The sequence below is a fragment of the Pseudohongiella sp. genome, assembly GCF_040877505.1.
In the GTDB taxonomy this organism is placed as follows: domain Bacteria; phylum Pseudomonadota; class Gammaproteobacteria; order Pseudomonadales; family Pseudohongiellaceae; genus Pseudohongiella.
Window position 1 is genome coordinate 14,872 of sequence record NZ_JBBDNQ010000015.1, and the last position, 20,965, is coordinate 35,836.

Sequence of the window (20,965 nt, forward strand, 5' to 3'; positions counted from 1 at the left end):
GCTACCGTTACCTTTAAAAACATACCAGACGACCTGTACGAGCAGTTGAAACGGGCTGCCAATGCGCACCATAGGAGCGTAAACAGTGAGCTTATTCATTGCCTGGAAAAAACGTTTAAGCCAACGCCTGTCTCTGCCGCAGAGCTCGCCGAAAAAGCGCTTGCGCTGCGCAGCCGGGTACTCGCAAAGCAAGTGGATCCCGAGGAAATCAATGCCGCAATCAATCAAGGCAGAGAATGATAGTAGCGGACACCAACACCATCGCATACCTCTACCTGCCCACTGAACATACCGATCATTTGGTTTCTGAATCGCCACCAGTTCTCTAGACACTACCCAATACACTCACTCCCTCGTTTTACTCCTGAGCATCACGTAGCGTCGAGTGGGTTGTTAGGATGGCTTCCCTATCCTTCTACTGTCACAGCGCGCGAAGCGGTAACACGCTCAAATTCGGCAACTTCCGCAACCACATATGCAAGGTGGTGGTTCGTATCAATAGCGATCCACTGACCAGCGTTACCCTTGAATTTCTTGGTGCTGCATCGATGTATCTCACTGTCACCCCAACTAAAATTAGCGCCGAGGTAACGACCAGAATCAATGATTTTTTGTGCGAGTTCCCACATCTGCTCACCCTTTGGAGGTTTACTGAGTGAATGACCTCGTGCTACAAAATATTCCTTATCAATGGTATGGCGAATCTTGCCGTTTGTGTTTGGGCTTCTTATCCCTTCATTTGAATGGGGGCCGCGAACACCGTAGTCACCAAAGTAAATAGGGAATTGAGGGAACCGCTGGCGAGCGCTTCGCCAAAGCAGCATTTCCTTTCGCAATACCACTCCACAAGAGTTTTGCTTCTTCACAGCTTCATTTATAGTTTTAGGCAAAGAGCACCCGGCTATCGAAAAGGACATAAAACGATAACTTGAAATCAAATTAAACAGCGACTCGAATTTATCAATTAAGTCAGTCGCACCGAGGGGGGTGACATCCTCAAAATCCAAAATGACATGACAGTTAGCGGGATCAAGTTCGAGCAAAGATATAATTTCGTCCAAATTTGCTTTGAAGAAGTCGGGTTCTGCAGAATCTTCGAAGGCTGTGTGATCTAGCCGAATACAGAATTTACCCTTGTGAGTGCGCGCGATACTCTGTAGTGCCATTTGGTATTCCAAGATACTCCAACGGTCATAACCAACAACCGGCACGGCCTTAACGCCCATGAGCTCCAGAGCTTGATAAGCGTATGGGATAATGTGTTCCCCTTGCTCGTTCGTTGCTGCTGGGCTCCAATGATAAGCATCGAACATCGCATTTTTCCCCGCCCACAAACGCCCAATTTCTTCGCTGGTATCGTCAATGAACTCTGTGATTGGTGTCGAGCTTTCCCGATACTTCTTCCTGTCTGGTACCTTGGGCAACTCGAACAGCGGAATTATATTTTCAGCGTTCCCGGGTTTGGTGTTTTCCAGTGCGGTAAACTCCGCTGTCAACGCTTTGAGAATTGGGAAATAGGTGGTGTTCATAAATTAAGCCTCACATTCCTCGGGGGATGGTAACAACTTGCGTACTTGATTCTGTCCCACCAAGTCGGAGAACAGGCCATAATTTCCCGATTCCTTTCGGAGTCTGCCAGCAATAATTGCCGGAGAAATCTTTAACTCTTTAGCAAACTTCTCAATTGATTCCTTACTTGGAGACGTGTAAGCCTCGCTTCTACGCCACTGTACACGTGGGATAAAGGCTTCCCGGGCCAGCCGGTTTGCCTCAGCCTCGCGTCGATCCTCGGATGAAGCATCGAGATCATCAAGAAAGGCGTCCCCGTCCGTCACATGCTTCCAAATGTGTGCGACCTCATGAATGAGGGTATACCAAAAGTTGTCTAGCCGGTCGTACCGTAACGTGAGCCCAATAATCGGGGTGCCATCAGCATCTTTTAGTGCAGCCCCGTCTAACAATGTGCCTTTTAGCGCGGGCTCGATAACAACGGCTATACCTGATTTTTCCAGTTGTTCGATTGCAAGTGACGGCCCCACATCAAACCGGCTCAATTGTGCCAGTTCCTTCAAATAACTTGCGGAGAGGACATCAGCATCGAATTCAGCCAAGCTATCTTTTTTATTCCGGGCTTTTTGAATTACCCGGGCTAACCAAGCATAGAGTGCATATCTTGAAGTTGGTGTTTCCGCTTCCCCATAGAACGTCTTTCGAAAAGACGCAGCACCAAATTGCAGCCCCGCATTAGATATGAAGCCTTTTACCAAATCTTCAACGCTATCCTTCGACACTTTGCCAATATTTTCGATCCAGCCCCGGCGAGTCATTTCTTTAATAGGGAACTTCGACCAATCCACTCGCCCTTTGGCAACAGGTGAGTCCGGGAGTGAGGCTCCCACTAGGGTATCCGCAGAAATGCCCAAACCAATCGTTAAAGCCCTAATCATCTGAACAGTTAAGGGGCGCTTACGGTTCAGGATCTCAGAAACACGGCTGCTTGTCCCAAAATACTGAACAAGGTCAGCTTGTTTCAAACCCTTTTCATTCATACGGAATAGAATCGCGTCGATAGGGTCCGGGCTCTCTACCGGATACTTAGAATTCTCGTAAGCTTCCAATAGCACTGTAAGCAGTTCCAGCCGCTCGCTCTCTTTCGAGTTCAGTTTTGGACCTTCGGAAATGAGGGCTTGGACCTCGTCAAGGTAGGCTCTATATTGTTTTTCTGTACGAATTACCTTAGCTTCCATAATATCTGTCTTCACTGTAAACCCGTGATAATAGCGACGCCCTGTTGAAATGAAATTTGCACATAAATTTTTTTCCCGCAATCGTTGATTGGAAAAACGAATTGACCTGAATCAGCCTGTCGAACTTTTGGAAACTGACTACTCACATCAGATGGATGCCTCCAATTCGCAGTACAAAGCTCAGAGACCCATGCGCACAACCAATTACGCACCGTCTCATCGTCACGCAAATGTGGTTGCAATTTTTCTCTCCCTAGCAGTCGCATAGATCACCGAAGTTCCCATTTTGGTAACATAATAAATGACTGAAATATACTTTGCAAGCTCCCAATATGGGAATTTTCAAAGGCGCGGGGATTTTTTAGAATTTTGATCTGTTGGAAATAAAAAAAGGCCGCTAAATAAGCGACCTTTTTAACCCCACCTCAATAATTTAGGCGGGTATTTAGGCGTATAAAATTTTAGACCGCCTGATAAGCCCAGTTAATACTGGCAATTTGGCGCACCCGGAGAGATTCGAACTCCCGACCAAGTGGTTCGAAGCCACCTACTCTATCCAGCTGAGCTACGGGTGCGTAACTTGGTGTTGTATTCTCTTCGCTACTGCCACCAACAGTAACTGCGTCTCCGGCAACCCGGAGAGATTGATTCGCAATCCGCATGGGCGGATTACTCACCCCTAACGGGGCGGCTTTTCAGCCGTCCAAAACGCAATGCGTTTTGTCGAACTCCCGACCAAGTGGTTCGAAGCCACCTACTCTATCCAGCTGAGCTACGGGTGCACAGCGGCGAGGATTATACAGAGATTGGCCACCGCGCCCAAGCGCTTTTTCCCCTGATGGCATACGCTGCAAGCTTGACGCTCAATTGACCGACGCACCCCGGACCAGGACTTGTGCCTGCACCGTCTGCGGGTCGGTTTCTGCCGGTAATGTCAGACCGGAGGCCACATCGCGTGCCTGACCGGAAGCGAGTGAACCCACCGAAACAGCGCGGCGAACACCTTCCCTGCCCACTGAGGCCTGCAATTCCAGCTCGATATTACGCAGGTCGACTGGCGCACGGTTGACGACACGCAGCTGAATTTGCCCGCCAGAGCCGACAAAGGCCTGAGCCTGCACATAGGCGCCGGGATTATCGGCAACGTCCAGGCGTATGTACGAGGCCTGCGCCTGTGCACCCAATTCACCTGGTGCTGCCGCTGCCTGTTGGAAGTATTGCTTGGCAACCCCTCTGTCATTGGCGGCCAGCGCCATGGTGCCCAGTTCGTTCATTGCCAGTGCAGTCGGCAGCAAGTCCACGCTGGCCTGCAGATCGGCACGAGCGCGACTGTCATTGCCTTGCCGGGAATACGCCAGGCCACGTCCCAGGTAGTAATCAAAGTAGGCATCATCACGGGCAAGGGCCTGATTATAGGTTTCAATGGCAGCGCCGTAGCGGCGCTGCATCAATGCGATGTCTGCCTTCAGCCCATAGAAACGGGCTTCCTGCGGCACCATGCGGATAGCCGTATCGAGTTTCTGTTCGGCCTCTTCAACCTTGTCATCGCGCAGCAAGGCGTAGGCTTCGTCGAACGCTTCGTAGGCTGGCTGAGTCTCGCGCAACCGGGCTGTGCGCTGCTGGTAGCGTTGCTCGCCCAGTTCACCGTCGGTATAACCTTCAGCGCGCAGTTGCGCCGCCAGTTCCCGGTTATTCTGTACCCGTTCGGTCGAAGCCGGGTGGCTGGCAAAAAGCCCGTCCAGCCAACCCGGCGCGTTGCCCTCCGACAAACGCACAAAGGCTTCCTGCAGGCTGACTGCCGCTGCCGGATCATAACCGGCCTCGGCCATATAGCGGGTACCGTAAAGATCACCCTCACGTTCGGCATCGCGGCCATACCGCGTGCTGATCAGTTGCGCCCCCAGTTGAGCTCCGCCGACGATAAATCCCGCGTATTCGTTATTCTGTGCTGCAATTGATGTCACCATCAATGCACCCTGCAGCAACATGCCACGCTCCATTGACTGTGCGCCGTGACGAGCCGCCGAATGCACAACCTCGTGGCCGAGCACGGCGGCCAGTTCTGCTTCATTGTTAAGTTCGGTCAGCAAGCCCCGGTTGATAGCGATCTTGCCACCAGGCAAGGCCCAGGCGTTGGGCACGGAACTGTTCAGCACGACAAACTCGTAGGGCAGTTGCCGCGGGCTTTGTTCGGCCACCCGCTGACCCACTTCACTGACATAAGCGGTCAGTTCGCGGTCGATCTGCCACTGCCCACCCTGACTCTGCTGGGTTGGCCGGTAGTTCTCCTGGCCCAGCGCGATTTCCTGGCGTTCGGATACCATGGTGAACTCGCGATCGCCGGTGACCGGGTTTTCCGCGCAGGTAGACAAACCCAGTATCAGCAAGACCGCTGCCAGGCGGCGCAAACGTGCAGGCTGTTTCCTTGTCTCTGTAGTCATGATGGTGCTCCTGCGCTGCGGTCCGGGGTATTGCCTGGGCATCGATTGTAGTCCTCGCGGTGACCGACAGCAATCGCCGTGATGCGCCCACTCTGACACGTTCTGTTGCAGACCGGCGCTTTCTCGCACGCAACAAACACGGTAATATCCGGTCTGTTTCAGCAACACCGCCGTAATAATTAGAAAAATTCCCCGGAAAAACATCGTCATCCGAACCCAGGAAAGAGGAGAGTCCGCTTGATCAGATTTCTGCTGCTCATGATATTACCCGTTTTGGCGTCTGTAAGTGCGCTAGCGCAGACAGCGTCGGTCGAACGTGGTGCCACCCTGTTTCAGTCCGAATGCGCCCGTTGCCATGTGCAGGCTGATATTGAAATGCGCATCAGCAACGACTGGCTGGGCCGCCCCGCCAGCGAACTGCACAGTGAAATCATGGCCACCATGCCTGCGGAGACCCCGGGATCACTGAGCCCGGATCAGTACCTGGACCTGACTGCGTATGTCCTGCAGATGGCAAATGCCGTCCGTATAGGGGATGGCATGACGCTGCCGCAATTGGCATCTCTCAACATTGAGCGCGGGGCAGCAGGTGCGGGACCGGCGTACTATCCCTGGACCAGCATGAATGGCGGACTGAATTCCAATCGCTACTCGCCACTGGAACAGATCAATGCCGACAACGTTGATGACCTTGAAATCGCCTGGACCTGGCAAGGCGCCAACTTCGGACCACGCCCGGAAGGTCTTAACGTAACCTCTCCGATCATGGCTAACGGCGTCCTTTACGCCACTGTGGGCACCACCCGCAACGTGGTGGCCATTGATGCGGGTACTGGTCAGACGCTATGGATGTGGCGCCCTCAGGAAGGCCAGCGCTTTGATGATTCGCCGCGCAAGAACTCCGGCAAGGGGGTTGCCTACTGGACTGACGGCGAACAGGAAATCATATTTGTAGTGACCCCTGGATATTATCTGGTGGCCCTCGATGCACGCGACGGACGCATGGTCGAATCGTTCGGCAACGGTGGCACGCTGGACCTGATGGACGGCATGCGTTTCACCGACGTACGCGATGACCGCGACATCACCCTGACCTTTCCACCGATTGTGATTGAAGACGTGCTGGTCGTGGGTGCTGCGCATCAGGTCAGTATGCGCCCGCCTACCGCAGACAACGTCAAAGGTGATGTCCGCGCGTTTGATATCCGCACCGGCGAGTTGCTGTGGACTCATCGCAATATCCCGGTTGAAGGCGAAGAGGGTTATGACACCTGGCTTGACGGTTCAGCCCGACACACGGGCAATGGTGGTGTCTGGACGGCCATGTCGGCAGACCCTGAGCTGGGCTTGGTTTATCTGCCGGTTGAATCGGGCACCGGTGACCGCTTCGGCGGTGATCGTCCGGGCAACAACCTGTTTACCGGCTCGGTGGTGGCGGTCGACTACCGCACCGGCGAACGCCAATGGTATTTCCAGCATCTGCGACATGACATCTGGGACTACGACACGCCGTCTGCGCCAGTGCTGGCGGATCTGCCTGACGGGCGCAAGCTGTTGGTGCAGATGACCAAACAGTCTTTCGCCTATGTGCTGGATCGCGAAACCGGCGAGCCAATCTGGGAAATGGAAGAACGCGCGGTGCCCCAATCCGATGTACCCGGTGAGTGGACGGCCGACACGCAGCTGTTCCCGACCAAACCACCGGCTTACGATCGCCAGGGTTTTGGTGAAGATGATCTGGTGAACTTCACGCCGGAAATTCTGGCCAAAGCCAAAGAAGCGGTCAAACCCTATCGGATGGGCCCTCTGTTTCAGCCGGCATCGCTGGCTGAGGCGGAAGACGGCACCATCGGTACACTGAGCCTGCCCGGTACACTGGGCGGTTCGAACTGGGAAGGCGCCGCTTACGACCCCGATACCGGTATGATATATATCCCCTCACGTACTGACGTGGCTGTGTTATCACTGGTGCCCGGCGCTGAATTCTCAACGGTCGACTGGATCCAGGGCCCGGCGCGCACACCCAATGTTGATGGCATTCCCATCGTGCAGCCACCGTGGGGCCGCATCACGGCACTGGATCTGACCAGCGGCGAGATGGCCTGGTGGATCGCAAACGCCGACACGCCCGAGCGTATCGCCAATCATCCCTTGCTGGAGGGCATCGAATTGGAACGCACCGGCATTCCCACGCGCGCCGGCCTGCTGGCAACCAAAACCCTGCTGTTTGCCGGTGAAGGACAAGGTGGCAACCCTGTATTCCGGGCGCATGACAAGGCGACCGGCGAAATCATTGCCGAAATAGACCTGCCCGCTTCGCAGACTGGCCTGCCGATGACTTATGCTCATGAAGGTAAACAGTATATTGTCATGTCAGTCAGTGGCGACGGCCCGGCGCAGTTTGTAGCGTTGACCCTGCCTGACTGAACCCATCGGGCAGACGCCTGCTCTCAAGGCTATACCAATAGCGGTGCCTGGCAAAGGTGCCGCTTTTTTTTGCCCTGTATTCTGCACTGGCTTTTACCCTGTCAAAGAGCAGCCGACCAAGTGGTTTAGACATCAAGGCACTATTTTGATATAATTATCACGTTTTCATTATTCATAAATAAAAACTATAAGCAGAAAACATCCACTCTGAATCAAACTTTCATTAACAAAAGGGAAATAGACCAGTTGTTATGACTACATTTCAAGAAGCGCCAGCGCTTCAAGAAAGACCCGACCCCCGACAAAGCATTCAATTACGCACCCCGACCTCGGAAGATGGTGCGCCGGTCCATAATCTGATTCGCAAAAGTGCGTTTCTGGACGATAACTCCCTGTACTGCTATCTGGCCATCTGCACGCACTTTTCGCAGACCAGTATTGTTGCCACCATGGGTGAGGATATCGTCGGGCTGGTAACAGCATACATCCCGCCCGAACAGCCAGACACCTTGTTTGTCTGGCAAGTAGCGGTAGACACGGTCGCGCAAAAACAAGGCCTGGCCGGCCGCATGTTGAATGCCATTGTGGCATCCAGGGCATGTGAATCAGTTCGCTACGTGGAAACCACAGTCACCAGCGACAACGCCGCATCACGTGCGATGTTTGCTGCTCTGGCCCGACGCAACGACTGCGGCATTGAGGAATCTGTCATGTTTGACAGGCAGAGACATTTCCTCAACCTGCACGACACAGAATACAAATTGCGCATTGGCCCTCTTAGCAAAGACACCCTCGATGGAGAACAGAAATGACAGACATTTTTCAGGATATCGAATCCGAAGTACAAAGTTACGCACGCGCCTTCCCGGTGATTTTCGACAAAGCCCAGGGCGCCTATCTTTATGACACAGACGGCAAAGCCTACCTGGACTTTCTGGCCGGCGCAGGCACGCTGAACTATGGTCATAACAATCCGGTACTGAAAAAAGCATTGCTCGCGTACATCGAGCGTGACGGTATTGCTCACGGTCTGGACATGCACACCAGTGCCAAGGAAGAGTTCCTGACCAATTTGAGTGAGCTGATCTTCAAGCCACGTGACATGAACTACATGGTTCAGTTCACCGGACCGACCGGCACCAACGCGGTCGAGGCTGCACTGAAGATTGCCCGTAATGTCACCGGCCGACACAACATCGTGGCCTTTACCAACGGCTTCCATGGGGTATCGCTGGGCGCGATGGCAGCAACCGGCAACTCACACCACCGCGATGCCTCGGGCATTCCGCTGGGCGGCGTGACGCATCTGCCGTACTCCAACTACATGGGTGAAGAGCTTGATACAGTGAAGTTCTTCGAGAACCTGCTGGAAGATTCATCCAGTGGTCTGGACAAACCGGCTGCGGTAATCCTGGAAACCATTCAGGGTGAAGGTGGTCTGAACGTGGCCAGCAATGAATGGCTGCGCGCCATCGAAAAGCTGTGCCGCAAACACGACATTATTCTGATTGCCGATGACATCCAGGCCGGTTGTGGTCGCTCGGGCCGCTTCTTCAGCTTTGAAGAGTCAGGCATCAAACCGGACCTGATTACGCTGTCGAAATCGCTGAGTGGTTATGGCCTGCCCTTTGCGGTGACGCTGATCAAACCTGAACTTGACACCTGGAAGCCGGGCGAACACAACGGTACATTCCGTGGCAACAACCACGCCTTTGTCACCGCCAATGCAGCATTAAAAGAATTCTGGTCAGACGACAAATTCCAGAACGACGTGCAGAAAAAAATTGCACACCTGACCATGCGGCTGAAAAAAATCGCCGGCAAGTATGACAAGAAGCTGATCAAGGCCAAAGGCCGCGGTTTCATGCAGGGTCTTGAATGTCGGGACGGTGAACTGGCTGGTAAAATCTGCAAGTACTCCTTTACCAAAAACCTGGTCATCGAAACCAGCGGCGCCGACAGTCAGGTTGTCAAATGCCTGTGCCCGTTGATCATCACCATGGAAGAGTTGGACAAGGGCCTGGATATTCTGGAAGAAGCGGTCGCGCATACATTCCAGAAAGAACTCAGCATAGCGTCCTGAATCGCTGACTGAGCATTGGACCCGGACCCTGAATTCAAAACCTGAAAGGATGACAGTATGATAGTTAGACAGCTGAAGGATTGTGAACAGAGCGATCGTCGTGTGGAATCAAAAACCTGGCAGAGTGTTCGCATGCTGCTGGCAGACGATAACATGGGCTTTTCGTTCCACATCACAACCATTTTTGCCGACACCGAAACCCATATGCATTACAAGAACCACCTGGAGTCGGTGTACTGCATTTCCGGTAAAGGTGAGATCAAAGATCTGGGCACTGGCAAAACACACGCCATAACGCCGGGCACGCTGTACGTGCTGGACAAGCATGACAAGCATATTCTTTATGCCCATGAAGAGCTGAGTCTGGCCTGTGTCTTCAATCCGCCGGTCACCGGCCGTGAAGTACACGATGCTGATGGCGCCTATCCCGCCTCATCGTAAGCGCTGAAAGCAATAAAAAAGCCCGCCCCTGACCGTATCAGGGGCGGGCTTTTTTTGTCTGCTGATTTATGCCTGCTGATTTATCCCAGCTGAGCGCTGCCAGTGCCGGTCCGCTAAAAAGCAGTCAGGCCGGTGACGGGAATAATGCTGGACACCAGAATCAGATAAACCAGATTGAACAACAACAGACCATAGTGTATTGCGCGATTGTTGGTAAACAGAAGCCAGATCACCGACAGACTGACCAGCACGGTGCCCAATGAACGACGCATCCAGGACTCGGCAAAATCGGGCAGCAAGGGGTCTGATGCCCGCGCCAGCACCAGAAATATGATCACCATACAAAAAAACCAGTTCTTGGTCTGGAAGTAATGCTCTTCCAGGTCCATTTTCTGGTAATAGCGCAACTCCGGTGTCAGCACAAAGGTCAGCAACACCATCATGATGGGCGCCGCCAGGAACAGTACCATCGGCGCCACCTTGGTAAAATCGTAGACCTGATATTCCCAGAACCCCAGGTAATGATAGGTGATAATGATCAGCAGCCAGAACGACCAGCCCGCCAGTAACCAGGGATGGCTGACACGGTGGCGGGCACGGATGATTTTGCCCCAGCCCATCAACAACTCAGCCATGGCAAATGCGACCACGACCGAGACAAACATCATGATGAACTCGAATTTGGACAAGGGACCTACTCCGTGTCCTGGTCAGCCAGAAAAGCGGCCAGCGCCTGTCTGTTAAGCGCCTCGGCCTGATCGTCATAAACGATTTTTTCCAGCAGGCCTGCCAGCGACGCTCTGAAGTCATCCGGATGCAGGTAGCCTGCGACATGACCGTCTTCGGGCTCAAGCGCTCGTTGTTTCAGGTCCCGGCGGTGATCTTCACTGATAATGACAACCGGCGACGGATCACGCAGTGGACTCTTGCGCTCAAGCGCTCGCAATCGATACAGAAACTGATCTCTGGGTTTTTTGTGACTGTTCCAGCCGGTAATGATGCACGCCAGCTTGTTGGTCAACCAGCCAAAACCGCGGTCGTACTGATGTACCGCATCCATGGCATTGCTTTCATTATAGGTATTGATGCTGGTGTACTTTCCGGTGATACCGATTTCCGCAGCTACGTCGTCTACCAGACGATTATCAATGTCGTAGATCAGGATGACAGGTTTGAAACGCATTCGGTGCCCTCGGGCTTTTAATTATTTTTTTATGAATCACTTTTTATAAAAACACTGGCCGATGTCGGTTCGCGTGTAGTGCGCGTGCGATTGGCTGGCACTGCGGTATCTTCATAACCAAATGCCAGTCCGAACAGTATACGGGTTTCATCACCCAGACCAAAAGCATCGCGTACCAGCTCCGGGTAGTTGCGCATGGTACCCATCGGGCAACTATGCACACCATTGGCTACCATCGCCAGCATCAGGTTCTGCGCATACATCCCGACATCAATTGCTACCGTGGTGCCAAAGGCCCTGTCCATTCCGATAAACGCCATATACGGCGCATCAAAGAACTCAAAGTTGCGCAGCACCGCGCGCTCGCGACCTTCCCGGTCATGGCGTTCAATGCCCATTTGCGAGTACAGGGCAACGGCGCACTCCACCTGGCGTTTGCGGTACTCACCGTCAAAGTCGCCCCGGTATTCATAATCCGGGTTAGCGGGCTCGCGCGCGATTACCCGGCGCTGCATTTCCGCGCTGAGACGGTCACGCAATTCACCGGTGGCAACAAAAACCTTCCAGGGCTGGACATTGCAGTTGGACGGCGCCAATTGTGCCAGCTCAAAAATCCGGGTCAGTACCTCATCGGGTATTGCGTCCGGCAGGTAGCCGCGCACTGAGCGACGCTGATGTATTGCATCATGCAGAGTCATGTCACTCATCAGCTTAACAACTGCCCGCCGTCGACATCGACGGTCGTTCCGGTGGCATAACCATTGAGCATCAGGTAAACCAGCGCGCTGGCCACCTCTTCCGGACGCCCGATACGGCGCACCAGCTGCCCTTGCGTCATGGCACCAACGCGCTCTGACTTCTCCGCACCCATCCAGTCAAACAGCGCGGTGTCAATAATGCCGGGGGACACCACGTTGACCCTGACCGGGCTAAGCTCGACCGCCAGACAACGCACCATATTCTCAACCGCCCCGCCGACACAGCTCAGCGCCGACATATTGGGTTTGAAGCGCCGCGCAGGTGCACCACTGACAAAGGTAATGCTGCCATCTTTGGCAACAAAGGGGGCTCCTATGCGGGCAACTTTGGCATAACCCCACAATTTGCCGAAGGCGGCCTGAAATTGTTCCTCGGTCTGTTCGACAAACGGTTTCAGGGTGCGTGTTCCCCCGGTTGCTGCAGACACCAGATGATCAATATGGCCGATTTCGGTGAACAATTTAGTCATCGCCGCGTCATCGTGGGTGTCCAGCTGCACCAACTCAACCTTGCCTTCAGTGGCAGTTCGCGCTTTTTCCATGTGTTCGGCCGACCGGCCGCAGGCCCATACCCTGGCGCCCAGCTTGCTGGCGGCAACCACTGTCGCCAGACCAATACCCGATGTTCCGCCTATCACCACCACATTTTTTCCGTTCAGCACGGTTTCAGGTGCCTGCATAAATCGTCTCCAGCGTAAGTTGCGAATGGCGAGATATTACCACAAATGCTGTCGGGCCCGCCGGTACCACTGACACGGTGTCAAAAACCGTGACGTAACGCACATCTTTTAGCCATTCGGGCAGTTGCTAACTGCCTGAGAACAAGGATAATACTGTGCGTAAGACAGGCTGCTGAATGCATTCATAAATGTCGACTGACACCTGATTTCGTCGGCTGCATACAGACAGCAACAATCACGGGCCTCCTGATGTTTGATGGGGCTTTGGGTATTTCATGAGGCTAAGCGTATCAACAGGACTATCTAGTATGAGCAGGTCAATCAACCTTGAATATTCTGCGAACACTGGCACAAAAACCGGTGCCCGTTTTGCCATGTTGGGCGCCATTGCCCTGATATTGGCAGCCTGCGGCAACAGCTGGGTTCAGATCACTCCCGAGGGCGAACGTGTCAGTCTTGCCACGGCTGCCGACATAGGCAATTGCCAGCGCGTCGGTGTTGCCAACGTCAATGCCCTGGACAGTATCGGATTCGTCAATCGCGGTGCCAATCGGTTACAGGAAGAACTCGTGAGTCTGGCGCGTAATGAAGCCGGCGAGATAGGCGGCAATCGGGTAGTGCCCGAATCAACCATTGATGAAGGACGCCAGACCTTCGGTATTTACCGGTGTTGAAAACACAGCCGGCAATCTAGCAACATCACAACAGAACACGGCCAATTACAATAAATCAATCAGTCCTTGTGTGAAGCGGTAACAGGACGTACTGGAGTTTTCCCGATGGAGAATGGGCTTCTGGTGCTCAGCCGCTTTTTCGCCATGGCACCTGGCACAATGGTCAGATACAGGGCACTGGTTTGCCTGTTGCTGCTGGTCGGCACTGCGCTCAGCGTTTACAGCATAGCCACTCGCACCAGCCTGGACATGAGCATCGACAGCTTCCTGGACCAGCGTGATCCGGCCATTGAAGCGCTGAATTCATTTCGCACCCAGTTCGGCAGCGACGACTCGGTGTTTCTGGTATATGAAGCGCGTGATGGCAATGTGTTTTCTGCTGAGTCCCTGCGGGCGGTAGACGAGCTTACCGATAAACTGCGCAACTGGCGTGACCTCAACGCTGCGCACTACAACGCTGATCTGACGGAACTTGACCAGATACGCCGGGTGCAATCCATCACCACGCTGCGTGTCCAGCGAGTTGACGGTGATACCCTGCAGTCTGACAACCTGGTTCCGGATCCCATCCCGGACAGCGCTGCAGAGCTGGCTGCGATCCGTCAGGAAGCCATGGCGCAGGACGACTACCGGCTGGCATTCTATTCCGCAGACGGCCGCTTCGGTGCCCTGATGCTGCAAACCACGTTTGGCGCCGTACCCGTCGAAGGTTTTGAGCCTGCCGTTAATGCGGGTGATGTAACACTTGGCGATTCTTTTACCGATTTTGGCAACCTGACCGGCGATGGCAGTTTTGACCTTCACTTCGATGAAAGCGCCACCGTGGAAGACATCCCCTTCCAGACTGTTGACATGATCGAATATCAGCGCTTTTTTAGTGCCGTCAGCGACGTTTACGCCGACGTGGAAGATACCCTGGAGTTTTACCCTATCGGCAATCCACCGTTGATGGCCTGGGTCTATGAGGTACTGCAGCAATTCGTCTGGCTGGCGGTCGGCATGGTCGCAATTTTTATGTTTTTGCTGCGCACCCTGTTCCGCTCCTTCAGCGCTGTTGTGTGGTCAATTCTGACCATCGCACTCAGCCTGACCTGGACCTGGGGTATAACAGTCGCCCTGGGGATAACGCTGTCAACGATGATTTCACTGACGGTGCTGCTGGTGTTCGCGGTCGGCATAGCAGACTGCGTGCACGTCATGAGCGCGTACTTTGTCTACCGTCAGCAGGGACAGGAGCATGATGACGCGTTGACCGGTGCCTATCGCAAAACCGGACTGGCCATCATGGTCACAACCATCACTACCATGGCCGGTGTGCTGGCGCTCACCACGTCCGGCCTGGTACCGATCCGTGTGTTTGGTGCCATGTCAGCCCTGGGTGTGTTCATGGCATTCTTTTTCACTCTGGTGATGCTGCCAATTCTGCTCAGTGTCTGGCACCCCGGCGCCGACTCCGACCAAAAAGGCAACAAGCCCACGGGCGCGCTCCTGGCATTCTGGCAACAATGCCCCCGGTCAATTCGGGGATTGATGTGCGCGGCAGTAATACTGGCCCTGATGTGGCTGACCAGTGTTGCGCTGGCACTGTATATCGCTCTGATAGCCGTACTGGCGTTGGCCGTGCTGCGCTGGCAGGACAACCTGCTGGCCGCCTGCCCGCCACTGGTGGCCAGGCGGCCGCTGACAATACTGCTGGCATTTGCCGCCGTTTTTGTCGCCTCCGTTTACGGCACCAGTCAGGTCCAGATTGACAGCAATATTTCCGAGCTGACCCGGCAGGACAGCGCGCCACGCATCGCCTACAACATTGTTGATGAACATATGGCTGGCGCCCAGAACATTTCCATCATGATCGACAGCGGTATCAGCGACGGCCTGATGGAGCCGGCATTGCTGCGCGCCATGGAGCAATTGCAGGACCGGATCATGACGCGTTATCCGGATGACGTGTCCCGGACCTATTCGCTGTCGAATATCGTGAAAGACACCAACCAGGTAATGAACCAGGACAACCCCGACTTCTACCGCATCCCCGACTCCGCCACCACCGTGTCACAGCTGATGTACCTGTTCAACAGTGCCAATCCGGAAGAACGGCGCAGCCTGGTGTCGGATGATTTCAGTCGCAGTCATATCACTATCAATGCATACAATGCTGGCTCATATCAGTATCAACTGTTTTTTGAAGAGCTGGGTGCGGAAATTGATAGCGTGTTCACACCACTGCAGGCACAGTTTCCGGACCTGGAAGTTACTGTCACCGGCTCGGTACCATTGATGATGCGCGCCATGGATGAAATAGCACAATCACAGTACAGCAGTTTCCTGCTGGCCCTGGGTGTTATCAGTGTGATCATGATCGTGACGCTGGGCTCGGTGCAGGCGGGCCTGATCTCCATTGTCCCCAACCTGATTCCGGCTCTGCTCGCCTTTGGCTTGATGGGGCTGCTGGACATTCCGCTGGATACCGACACCCTGTTGATCGCACCCGTGATTATCGGCATAGCGGTAGATGACACCATCCACTTCATGACACACTACCGTGTCGAACTTGTGCGCACGCGCGACATGCAACAGGCCCTGGACAGCACCGTACAGGATGTGGGCCGTGCTGTTCTGTTCACAACCATGATACTGGGTCTGGGCTTTGCTATTCTGGGTTTCTCGGAGTATCTGGGCATGGCCAAGATCGGTATTTTTGGCGCGCTGGCAATTTTTGTTGCCCTGTTGTGTGACCTGCTGCTTTTGCCCGCACTACTGATGAAACTGAAACCACGCTTTGGGCTCAAAGGTCCGATAAAGGAATTTGACCTGACTGGCAGCAACAACACTGCCCGGATTACCAGCAAACACGCCGGAGATAATGCATGAAAGTTTCGTTAAACGGCATGCTGTATGCCGCTGCTTTTTTTGCCACTGCGTTTATCGCATCCGCCCACGCACAAGACAGCACGCAACTCAACGGGCGGGAAATTCTTGAACGCGCTGAAGATAACCAGCGCGCTGTTGCAGATGCCGCCTTTAACCGTATCCAGCTATCCAGCTGCCGGTTCGGGCTGCAGAACAATCAGATCACTTGCGCCGAACGCCCCCGGGTCAAAGCCCTGGAGTCGGTCAGCATCAATACCGGCGTTGATAACCGTGACACTCAATCCATTTCGATTGTGCTGGAACCGGCTGCCGAGCGCGGCATAGGCATGCTCAGCTATTCATACGATGATGCCGGGCGTGACAATGAGACCTGGCTTTACCTGTCGGCATTGGGACAGGTCAAGCGCATTGCCAGCGGCAACTCTGACGATGATTCCGAATCTGCATCCCTGTTTGGTTCCGAGTTCACTACCGAGGATCAGGACACCGGCAAACTGGAAGAGTACGAGATAAATATCCTGGAAGAGAGCACTGAATCGGGACGTGAGGTCTGGGTGATAGAGACCATACCCAACGCCGAGCGCGCCCGTAAAACCCGGTATGCACGTACCGTGCAGTATATCGACAAGGAACGTTTTGTGGTCCTGCGCGCAGACATGTATGACCGCCAGGGTCGCGAAATCAAACGCTTGATGGCATCCCGCATTGAACAGGTTAATGGTGTGTGGACGGCGCGTTCGCTGACCATGATGAACCTGGTCGCCAACCGACTGTCCAATATGGCGATTCTGGAAATCAACTCCGGTATCGATGTGCCAGAGAACTTCCTGACCCCCCGCACACTGACCGATGTCGCGTTCCGTGAGGCCGAACTCAGCCGGATTCGCGAACAGGTAGATTGAGACCAACGGAGTGCCCGCGAACGGACCAGAAAAATTGAGGACCGGACTGTTGCCAACAACCCGCGCACGCAGATTTTGCCGCCAGCTCGCCTGTTGTTATTGCTTGCTATTTCCGTTTTCCGGCCTGTCAGCTCAGCAAGACGATAACGCCGACTTCCCCGACGATGTCGAATTCGGCAGCCCGGACTTTGATAGCAGTGCGTTTGACGCGGCTGCCTTTGACGACAGCATGTTTGATGGTGCGGACTTGTTTGACGCTGACACCGAAGATCCCGGCAATTTCCGCTTCCAGCTCAGCCAGCAGATGGTTGCCCATCTCAGCAAACACACATACCGGACACCCGCCGGCACAACAGACACACAACACCGGGGCCTGGAGAATAGCCGCCTGGGCCTGAACATTCGTTATCAGAATCCGTTTGCCGTCGGCTGGCTGTTGCAGGGCAGCGGCCAATTGCGCGCCTACCTGCCCGGCGACTACGAACATGACAATCCCGGGCGTGATGGCTGGGAGTGGCGCCTGAATGAGCTATTTCTGCAACGCAGCGGCGAACGCAACAGTTTTTCGTTTGGTCGGCAGACCATTGTCTGGGGTGAGACCATCGGTATGTCTGTGCTTGATGTGATCAACACCACCGAGTATCGCGACCTGACCATCATCGATATCGAGGACGCCCGTCTCAATCAGTGGCTTGCGATCTGGGATCATTTTGGCGACAACGGCAATTGGTCCAGCTTCATCAACCTGTACCCGGAGTTTGACCCGGTGCCGGTAACCGGCAGCCCCGTGTTTCCCGAACCGGTGCAGATCAACGGCCAGCCTCTGCGGCTTGGCAGCCATGATCGCGACAGAGAATTGTTTGAAGCCGGTACCCGCTGGAACCGTTCATTCACTGGCAGTGACATCGCCGTGATGGCGGCATGGCTGTACGAAAACACATTACGCTACACCCCTCCGATTGACGGCACCCATCGGGCACAATCACATATCAATGATTATGCGTTGCTGGGTTTCAGTTCCAACCGCGCCATTGACCGACTGCTGCTGACCTTTGACCTGGCTTACAACCATGGTGTGTTCGTGGATACTTTGCGCCGGGTACCCGACGGAGATGGCGGCAGCATGTGGCTGCCAGCCCTGGACGAACAGAATCGCCTGAGTATGGCGGCAGGTTTCGAATACGGCATTTCCGCCACCCGCCAGATCAGTCTGGGCATTCAGGCGCAAAGGTTTGTGGGTTTGCCCCGGGACACAGATGCCATGCAATGGCTGAACCGCGACTCCACAGGCAACGCTCTGTTGCGCTACAGTCATAGCCTGCGCAATGAGGAGCTGATGCTGTCGACCACAGTGCAGGCAGCTTTGGACGGGGACCAGGTGCTACTGAACCTGATGGCTGATTACCGCTTGAGCGACGCCTGGGAAGTGGCGGGTCAGCTCATTCTGACCCACGCATCTGACGATAACGCGCTCTACTTTCTGGATCGCGACGTGCGCGCGGGGCTGACCCTCAGTTGGTCCTTCTGACCCTCAGTTGTCCCTTCTGACAGACTGCTGACCGGCATCAGACATCTGTTTCTGCTGTCGACACAGCCGCACGGCGGCTTTTCCCGGTAGAATCAAATACATCCTTATCGAATTCATTTTCCCAGTTCGCCACAGCAGTCGCCACCGACAGGTCGCCGGTAACATTGACGCTGGTTCTGAGCATGTCCAGCGGGCGGTCAAATGGCAATACAAACCCGACCACCACCGCAATCTGCTCAGGCGTCAAGCCGATGGTTGCCATCACTGCCGCCATCAGGAACACCGAGGCACCGGGCACCGCTGCCGTGCCAATAGAAACCATGGTTGTGGTCGCCGCGACCAGCAGATAGTCGACCAGGCCCAGTTCAACGCCAAATACCTGCGCGGCAAACACCGACACCACGCCAACGTAAATCGCCGAACCATCCATATTGATGGTTGCGCCCAGCGGCAGAACGGTGGATGCAACGGCCGGTTTGATGCCCAGGTTTTCTTCCGCCGCCGTCATGGTGACGGGCAGTGTCGCCATACTCGAGGAGGTAGAAAACGCGACCAGCATGGCATTTTTGGCACCCTTGAAAAATTTGACCGGCGACAGACCAAGACCAAACTTCATGATGCTGCTGTGCACCACAACGGTATGCACGATACAGGCGATGATCACCGTAGAGGCCAGCGCCACCACGTCGAGCAGCGCCGCTGCCCCCTGCGTACCGGCGACCCAGGCAATCAGGGCGAATACACCAAACGGGGCAAATTCCATGACCCAGTGCGTCAGTTTCAGCATGATGTCCGCACCCGCATCCATCAACGTCGCCATCGGTTGGGCCGGTTTGCCCACCACAAGAATGGCCATACCGAATATCACAGCAAAAAAGATGATCGCCAACACGTCACCGTTGGCCAGTGCGGCAACCGGGTTGGTAGGCACAATCGACATCATCTGATCACGAAAAGATACCGGGTCCTGCAGTGCGCCCGGCGTACCACCGGTAAGGTCAACACCGGCACCCGGTTGAATGACGGCCGCCAGCAGCAAACCGACCGAGATGGCGACCGCAGTGGTACCCATATACATGACCAGCGTCTTGATACCCAGTGAGCCCAGTTTTTTCGGATCACCCATGGCAACCACGCCGGATACAATCGTGATAAAAATCAGTGGCACTACCACCATCTGAATCAGACGAATGAAAAGATCACCGATCCAGCGTATCGATTGCGCACCTTCACCCCAGATCACACCCACAATCACGCCCAGAACCAGGGCCAGAACGATCCGCTTCCAGAGCGGTGTCGTAAACCATTTTTGAGTAAAAGTTTTTGCTGTACCCGCCACTTTTGTCATCCTCTTTAGTGATGTTTGTCTTAAGGTATCGATTTCGGGACAGACTATCTAAATCCTTGACGAAGTGCCAATTATTTCCATTTATGCGACAATGTCACATTGAGATCGCACAGCAGGCAGGACTTCATGACAGACTGGGTCAAAGGCGTGGTAGTCACTAACACGCACTGGACAGACAATCTTTTTTCACTCCGCATCCAGGCTGACATTGCCCCTTTTCTGGCCGGCCAGTACACCAGCCTGGCGCTGGATGTTGATGGTGAGCGCGTCGCTCAACCCTACTCCATCCTTAGCGGGCCAGACGAGCAGCCGCTGGAATTCTTCTTTTATACCCAGATCGAGGGTGATCTGTCGCGCGCTTTGTCCCGAAAGGTTGAAGGTGACGTCGTCTGGGTACAACAGCAGCCGGAAGGCACACTGACCCTGGCCGGCATCACCGGGCCGGGCAAAAACCTGTGCCTGATGGCAACCGGGACAGGTGTAGCGCCCTTTGTTTCCATGCTGAAAACTGACCAGCCATGGCAGATGTTCGATCACGTCGCATTGGTCTATGCCGCGCGCATCTGGGACGATTTTCAGTACCGGGAACTGTTCGAGTCGTTGACACAGCGTTATCCGGGTCGCTTCTCCCTGTTACCTTTCATCAGCCGCGAAGTGCGCGCAGGCACACTTCATGGGCATATCCCTGACAAACTGCGCAACGGAGAGCTGGAGCAGCACATGGGCTTCCGGCTCAGCCCTGAGGACAGCCATGTCATGTTGTGTGGTAACCCGGGCATGATCAAAGACGCTGTCGGGATACTGCAGGCCCGGGGATTCAGCGATAACCGGCCGGGACAGCCCGGGCAGTTGAGCTACGAAAGCTACTGGTAAGCGACATCA

At 54.5% G+C, this 20,965-nt stretch carries 19 protein-coding genes and 2 tRNA genes; 10 read left to right on the forward strand and 11 right to left on the reverse strand.

Annotated elements, in window-relative coordinates; all coding sequences use genetic code 11:
• Positions 1–33: 33 nt before the first annotated feature.
• Positions 34–240 carry an Arc family DNA-binding protein gene (locus WD071_RS04555; protein WP_368047443.1) on the forward strand — a complete coding sequence of 69 codons (207 nt, stop codon included), beginning with the start codon at positions 34–36 and terminating at the stop codon, positions 238–240.
• Positions 241–407: 167 nt separating this feature from the next.
• On the opposite strand, the gene WD071_RS04560 is transcribed toward WD071_RS04555, so the two are convergent.
• From WD071_RS04560 to WD071_RS04585, 6 genes are all read right to left on the reverse strand, one after another.
• Complete coding sequence (locus tag WD071_RS04560; protein WP_368047158.1) at positions 408–1,529, reverse strand: beta family protein; 1,122 nt, start codon at positions 1,527–1,529, stop codon at positions 408–410.
• A 3-nt stretch (positions 1,530–1,532) separates the two neighbouring features.
• Positions 1,533–2,747, reverse strand: a complete 1,215-nt coding sequence (locus WD071_RS04565) for an ImmA/IrrE family metallo-endopeptidase (RefSeq protein WP_368047159.1) — start codon at positions 2,745–2,747, stop codon at positions 1,533–1,535.
• Between the two features lie 11 nt (positions 2,748–2,758).
• Positions 2,759–3,013 (reverse strand): type II toxin-antitoxin system HigB family toxin, encoded by a 255-nt coding sequence (locus WD071_RS04570; RefSeq protein ID WP_368047160.1) that lies wholly within the window; start codon positions 3,011–3,013, stop codon positions 2,759–2,761.
• Positions 3,014–3,245: 232 nt separating this feature from the next.
• Positions 3,246–3,322, reverse strand: a tRNA-Arg gene (locus WD071_RS04575).
• Between the two features lie 54 nt (positions 3,323–3,376).
• A tRNA-Arg gene (locus WD071_RS04580) sits at positions 3,377–3,529 on the reverse strand.
• An 81-nt stretch (positions 3,530–3,610) separates the two neighbouring features.
• Complete coding sequence (locus tag WD071_RS04585) at positions 3,611–5,188, reverse strand: M48 family metalloprotease (RefSeq protein ID WP_368047161.1); 1,578 nt, start codon at positions 5,186–5,188, stop codon at positions 3,611–3,613.
• Between the two features lie 237 nt (positions 5,189–5,425).
• Here WD071_RS04585 and WD071_RS04590 point away from each other — a divergent pair, with 237 nt between their 5' ends.
• From WD071_RS04590 to WD071_RS04605, 4 genes are all read left to right on the forward strand, one after another.
• Complete coding sequence (locus WD071_RS04590; RefSeq protein ID WP_368047162.1) at positions 5,426–7,615, forward strand: PQQ-binding-like beta-propeller repeat protein; 2,190 nt, start codon at positions 5,426–5,428, stop codon at positions 7,613–7,615.
• A gap of 251 nt (positions 7,616–7,866) precedes the next feature.
• Positions 7,867–8,427, forward strand: coding sequence for a diaminobutyrate acetyltransferase (gene ectA / locus WD071_RS04595; RefSeq protein ID WP_368047163.1), 561 nt, complete (start codon positions 7,867–7,869; stop codon positions 8,425–8,427).
• A complete protein-coding gene (gene ectB, locus WD071_RS04600; protein ID WP_368047164.1) occupies positions 8,424–9,698 on the forward strand; it encodes a diaminobutyrate--2-oxoglutarate transaminase in 1,275 nt (424 codons plus the stop codon). The genes ectA and ectB overlap by 4 nt, the downstream gene beginning before the upstream one ends.
• Positions 9,699–9,755: 57 nt before the next feature.
• The gene (locus WD071_RS04605) at positions 9,756–10,139 is read left to right on the forward strand and encodes an ectoine synthase (RefSeq protein ID WP_368047165.1); all 384 of its coding nucleotides are present in this window, start codon (positions 9,756–9,758) and stop codon (positions 10,137–10,139) included.
• A 113-nt stretch (positions 10,140–10,252) separates the two neighbouring features.
• Here WD071_RS04605 and WD071_RS04610 read toward each other — a convergent pair whose 3' ends face one another.
• From WD071_RS04610 to WD071_RS04625, 4 genes are read right to left on the reverse strand one after another with little or no spacing between them, the layout of a single operon-like run.
• Positions 10,253–10,828, reverse strand: a complete 576-nt coding sequence (locus WD071_RS04610; protein ID WP_368047166.1) for a hypothetical protein — start codon at positions 10,826–10,828, stop codon at positions 10,253–10,255.
• Positions 10,829–10,833: 5 nt separating this feature from the next.
• Positions 10,834–11,322: a hypothetical protein gene (locus WD071_RS04615; RefSeq protein WP_368047167.1), complete on the reverse strand. Its 489-nt coding sequence runs from the start codon at positions 11,320–11,322 to the stop codon at positions 10,834–10,836.
• A 29-nt stretch (positions 11,323–11,351) separates the two neighbouring features.
• Positions 11,352–12,029, reverse strand: coding sequence for a nitroreductase (locus WD071_RS04620; protein ID WP_368047168.1), 678 nt, complete (start codon positions 12,027–12,029; stop codon positions 11,352–11,354).
• Positions 12,029–12,760: an SDR family oxidoreductase gene (locus WD071_RS04625; protein WP_368047169.1), complete on the reverse strand. Its 732-nt coding sequence runs from the start codon at positions 12,758–12,760 to the stop codon at positions 12,029–12,031. Before WD071_RS04625 ends, WD071_RS04620 begins: the two co-directional genes overlap by 1 nt.
• A 308-nt stretch (positions 12,761–13,068) precedes the next feature.
• Here WD071_RS04625 and WD071_RS04630 point away from each other — a divergent pair, with 308 nt between their 5' ends.
• The 4 genes from WD071_RS04630 to WD071_RS04645 all read left to right on the forward strand — a co-directional run bounded on the left by WD071_RS04630 (position 13,069) and on the right by WD071_RS04645 (position 18,735).
• Positions 13,069–13,434 carry a DUF4156 domain-containing protein gene (locus WD071_RS04630; RefSeq protein ID WP_368047171.1) on the forward strand — a complete coding sequence of 122 codons (366 nt, stop codon included), beginning with the start codon at positions 13,069–13,071 and terminating at the stop codon, positions 13,432–13,434.
• Between the two features lie 105 nt (positions 13,435–13,539).
• Positions 13,540–16,305 (forward strand): RND family transporter, encoded by a 2,766-nt coding sequence (locus tag WD071_RS04635; RefSeq protein WP_368047172.1) that lies wholly within the window; start codon positions 13,540–13,542, stop codon positions 16,303–16,305.
• Positions 16,302–17,207 carry an outer membrane lipoprotein-sorting protein gene (locus tag WD071_RS04640; RefSeq protein WP_368047173.1) on the forward strand — a complete coding sequence of 302 codons (906 nt, stop codon included), beginning with the start codon at positions 16,302–16,304 and terminating at the stop codon, positions 17,205–17,207. The genes WD071_RS04635 and WD071_RS04640 overlap by 4 nt, the downstream gene beginning before the upstream one ends.
• Before the next feature lie 103 nt (positions 17,208–17,310).
• Positions 17,311–18,735: a hypothetical protein gene (locus WD071_RS04645; protein WP_368047174.1), complete on the forward strand. Its 1,425-nt coding sequence runs from the start codon at positions 17,311–17,313 to the stop codon at positions 18,733–18,735.
• 37 nt (positions 18,736–18,772) lie between these two features.
• On the opposite strand, the gene WD071_RS04650 is transcribed toward WD071_RS04645, so the two are convergent.
• Complete coding sequence (locus WD071_RS04650) at positions 18,773–20,074, reverse strand: dicarboxylate/amino acid:cation symporter (RefSeq protein WP_368047175.1); 1,302 nt, start codon at positions 20,072–20,074, stop codon at positions 18,773–18,775.
• A 135-nt stretch (positions 20,075–20,209) separates the two neighbouring features.
• Here WD071_RS04650 and WD071_RS04655 point away from each other — a divergent pair, with 135 nt between their 5' ends.
• Positions 20,210–20,956 carry a ferredoxin--NADP reductase gene (locus tag WD071_RS04655; RefSeq protein WP_368047176.1) on the forward strand — a complete coding sequence of 249 codons (747 nt, stop codon included), beginning with the start codon at positions 20,210–20,212 and terminating at the stop codon, positions 20,954–20,956.
• The last annotated feature ends 9 nt before the right edge of the window (positions 20,957–20,965 follow it).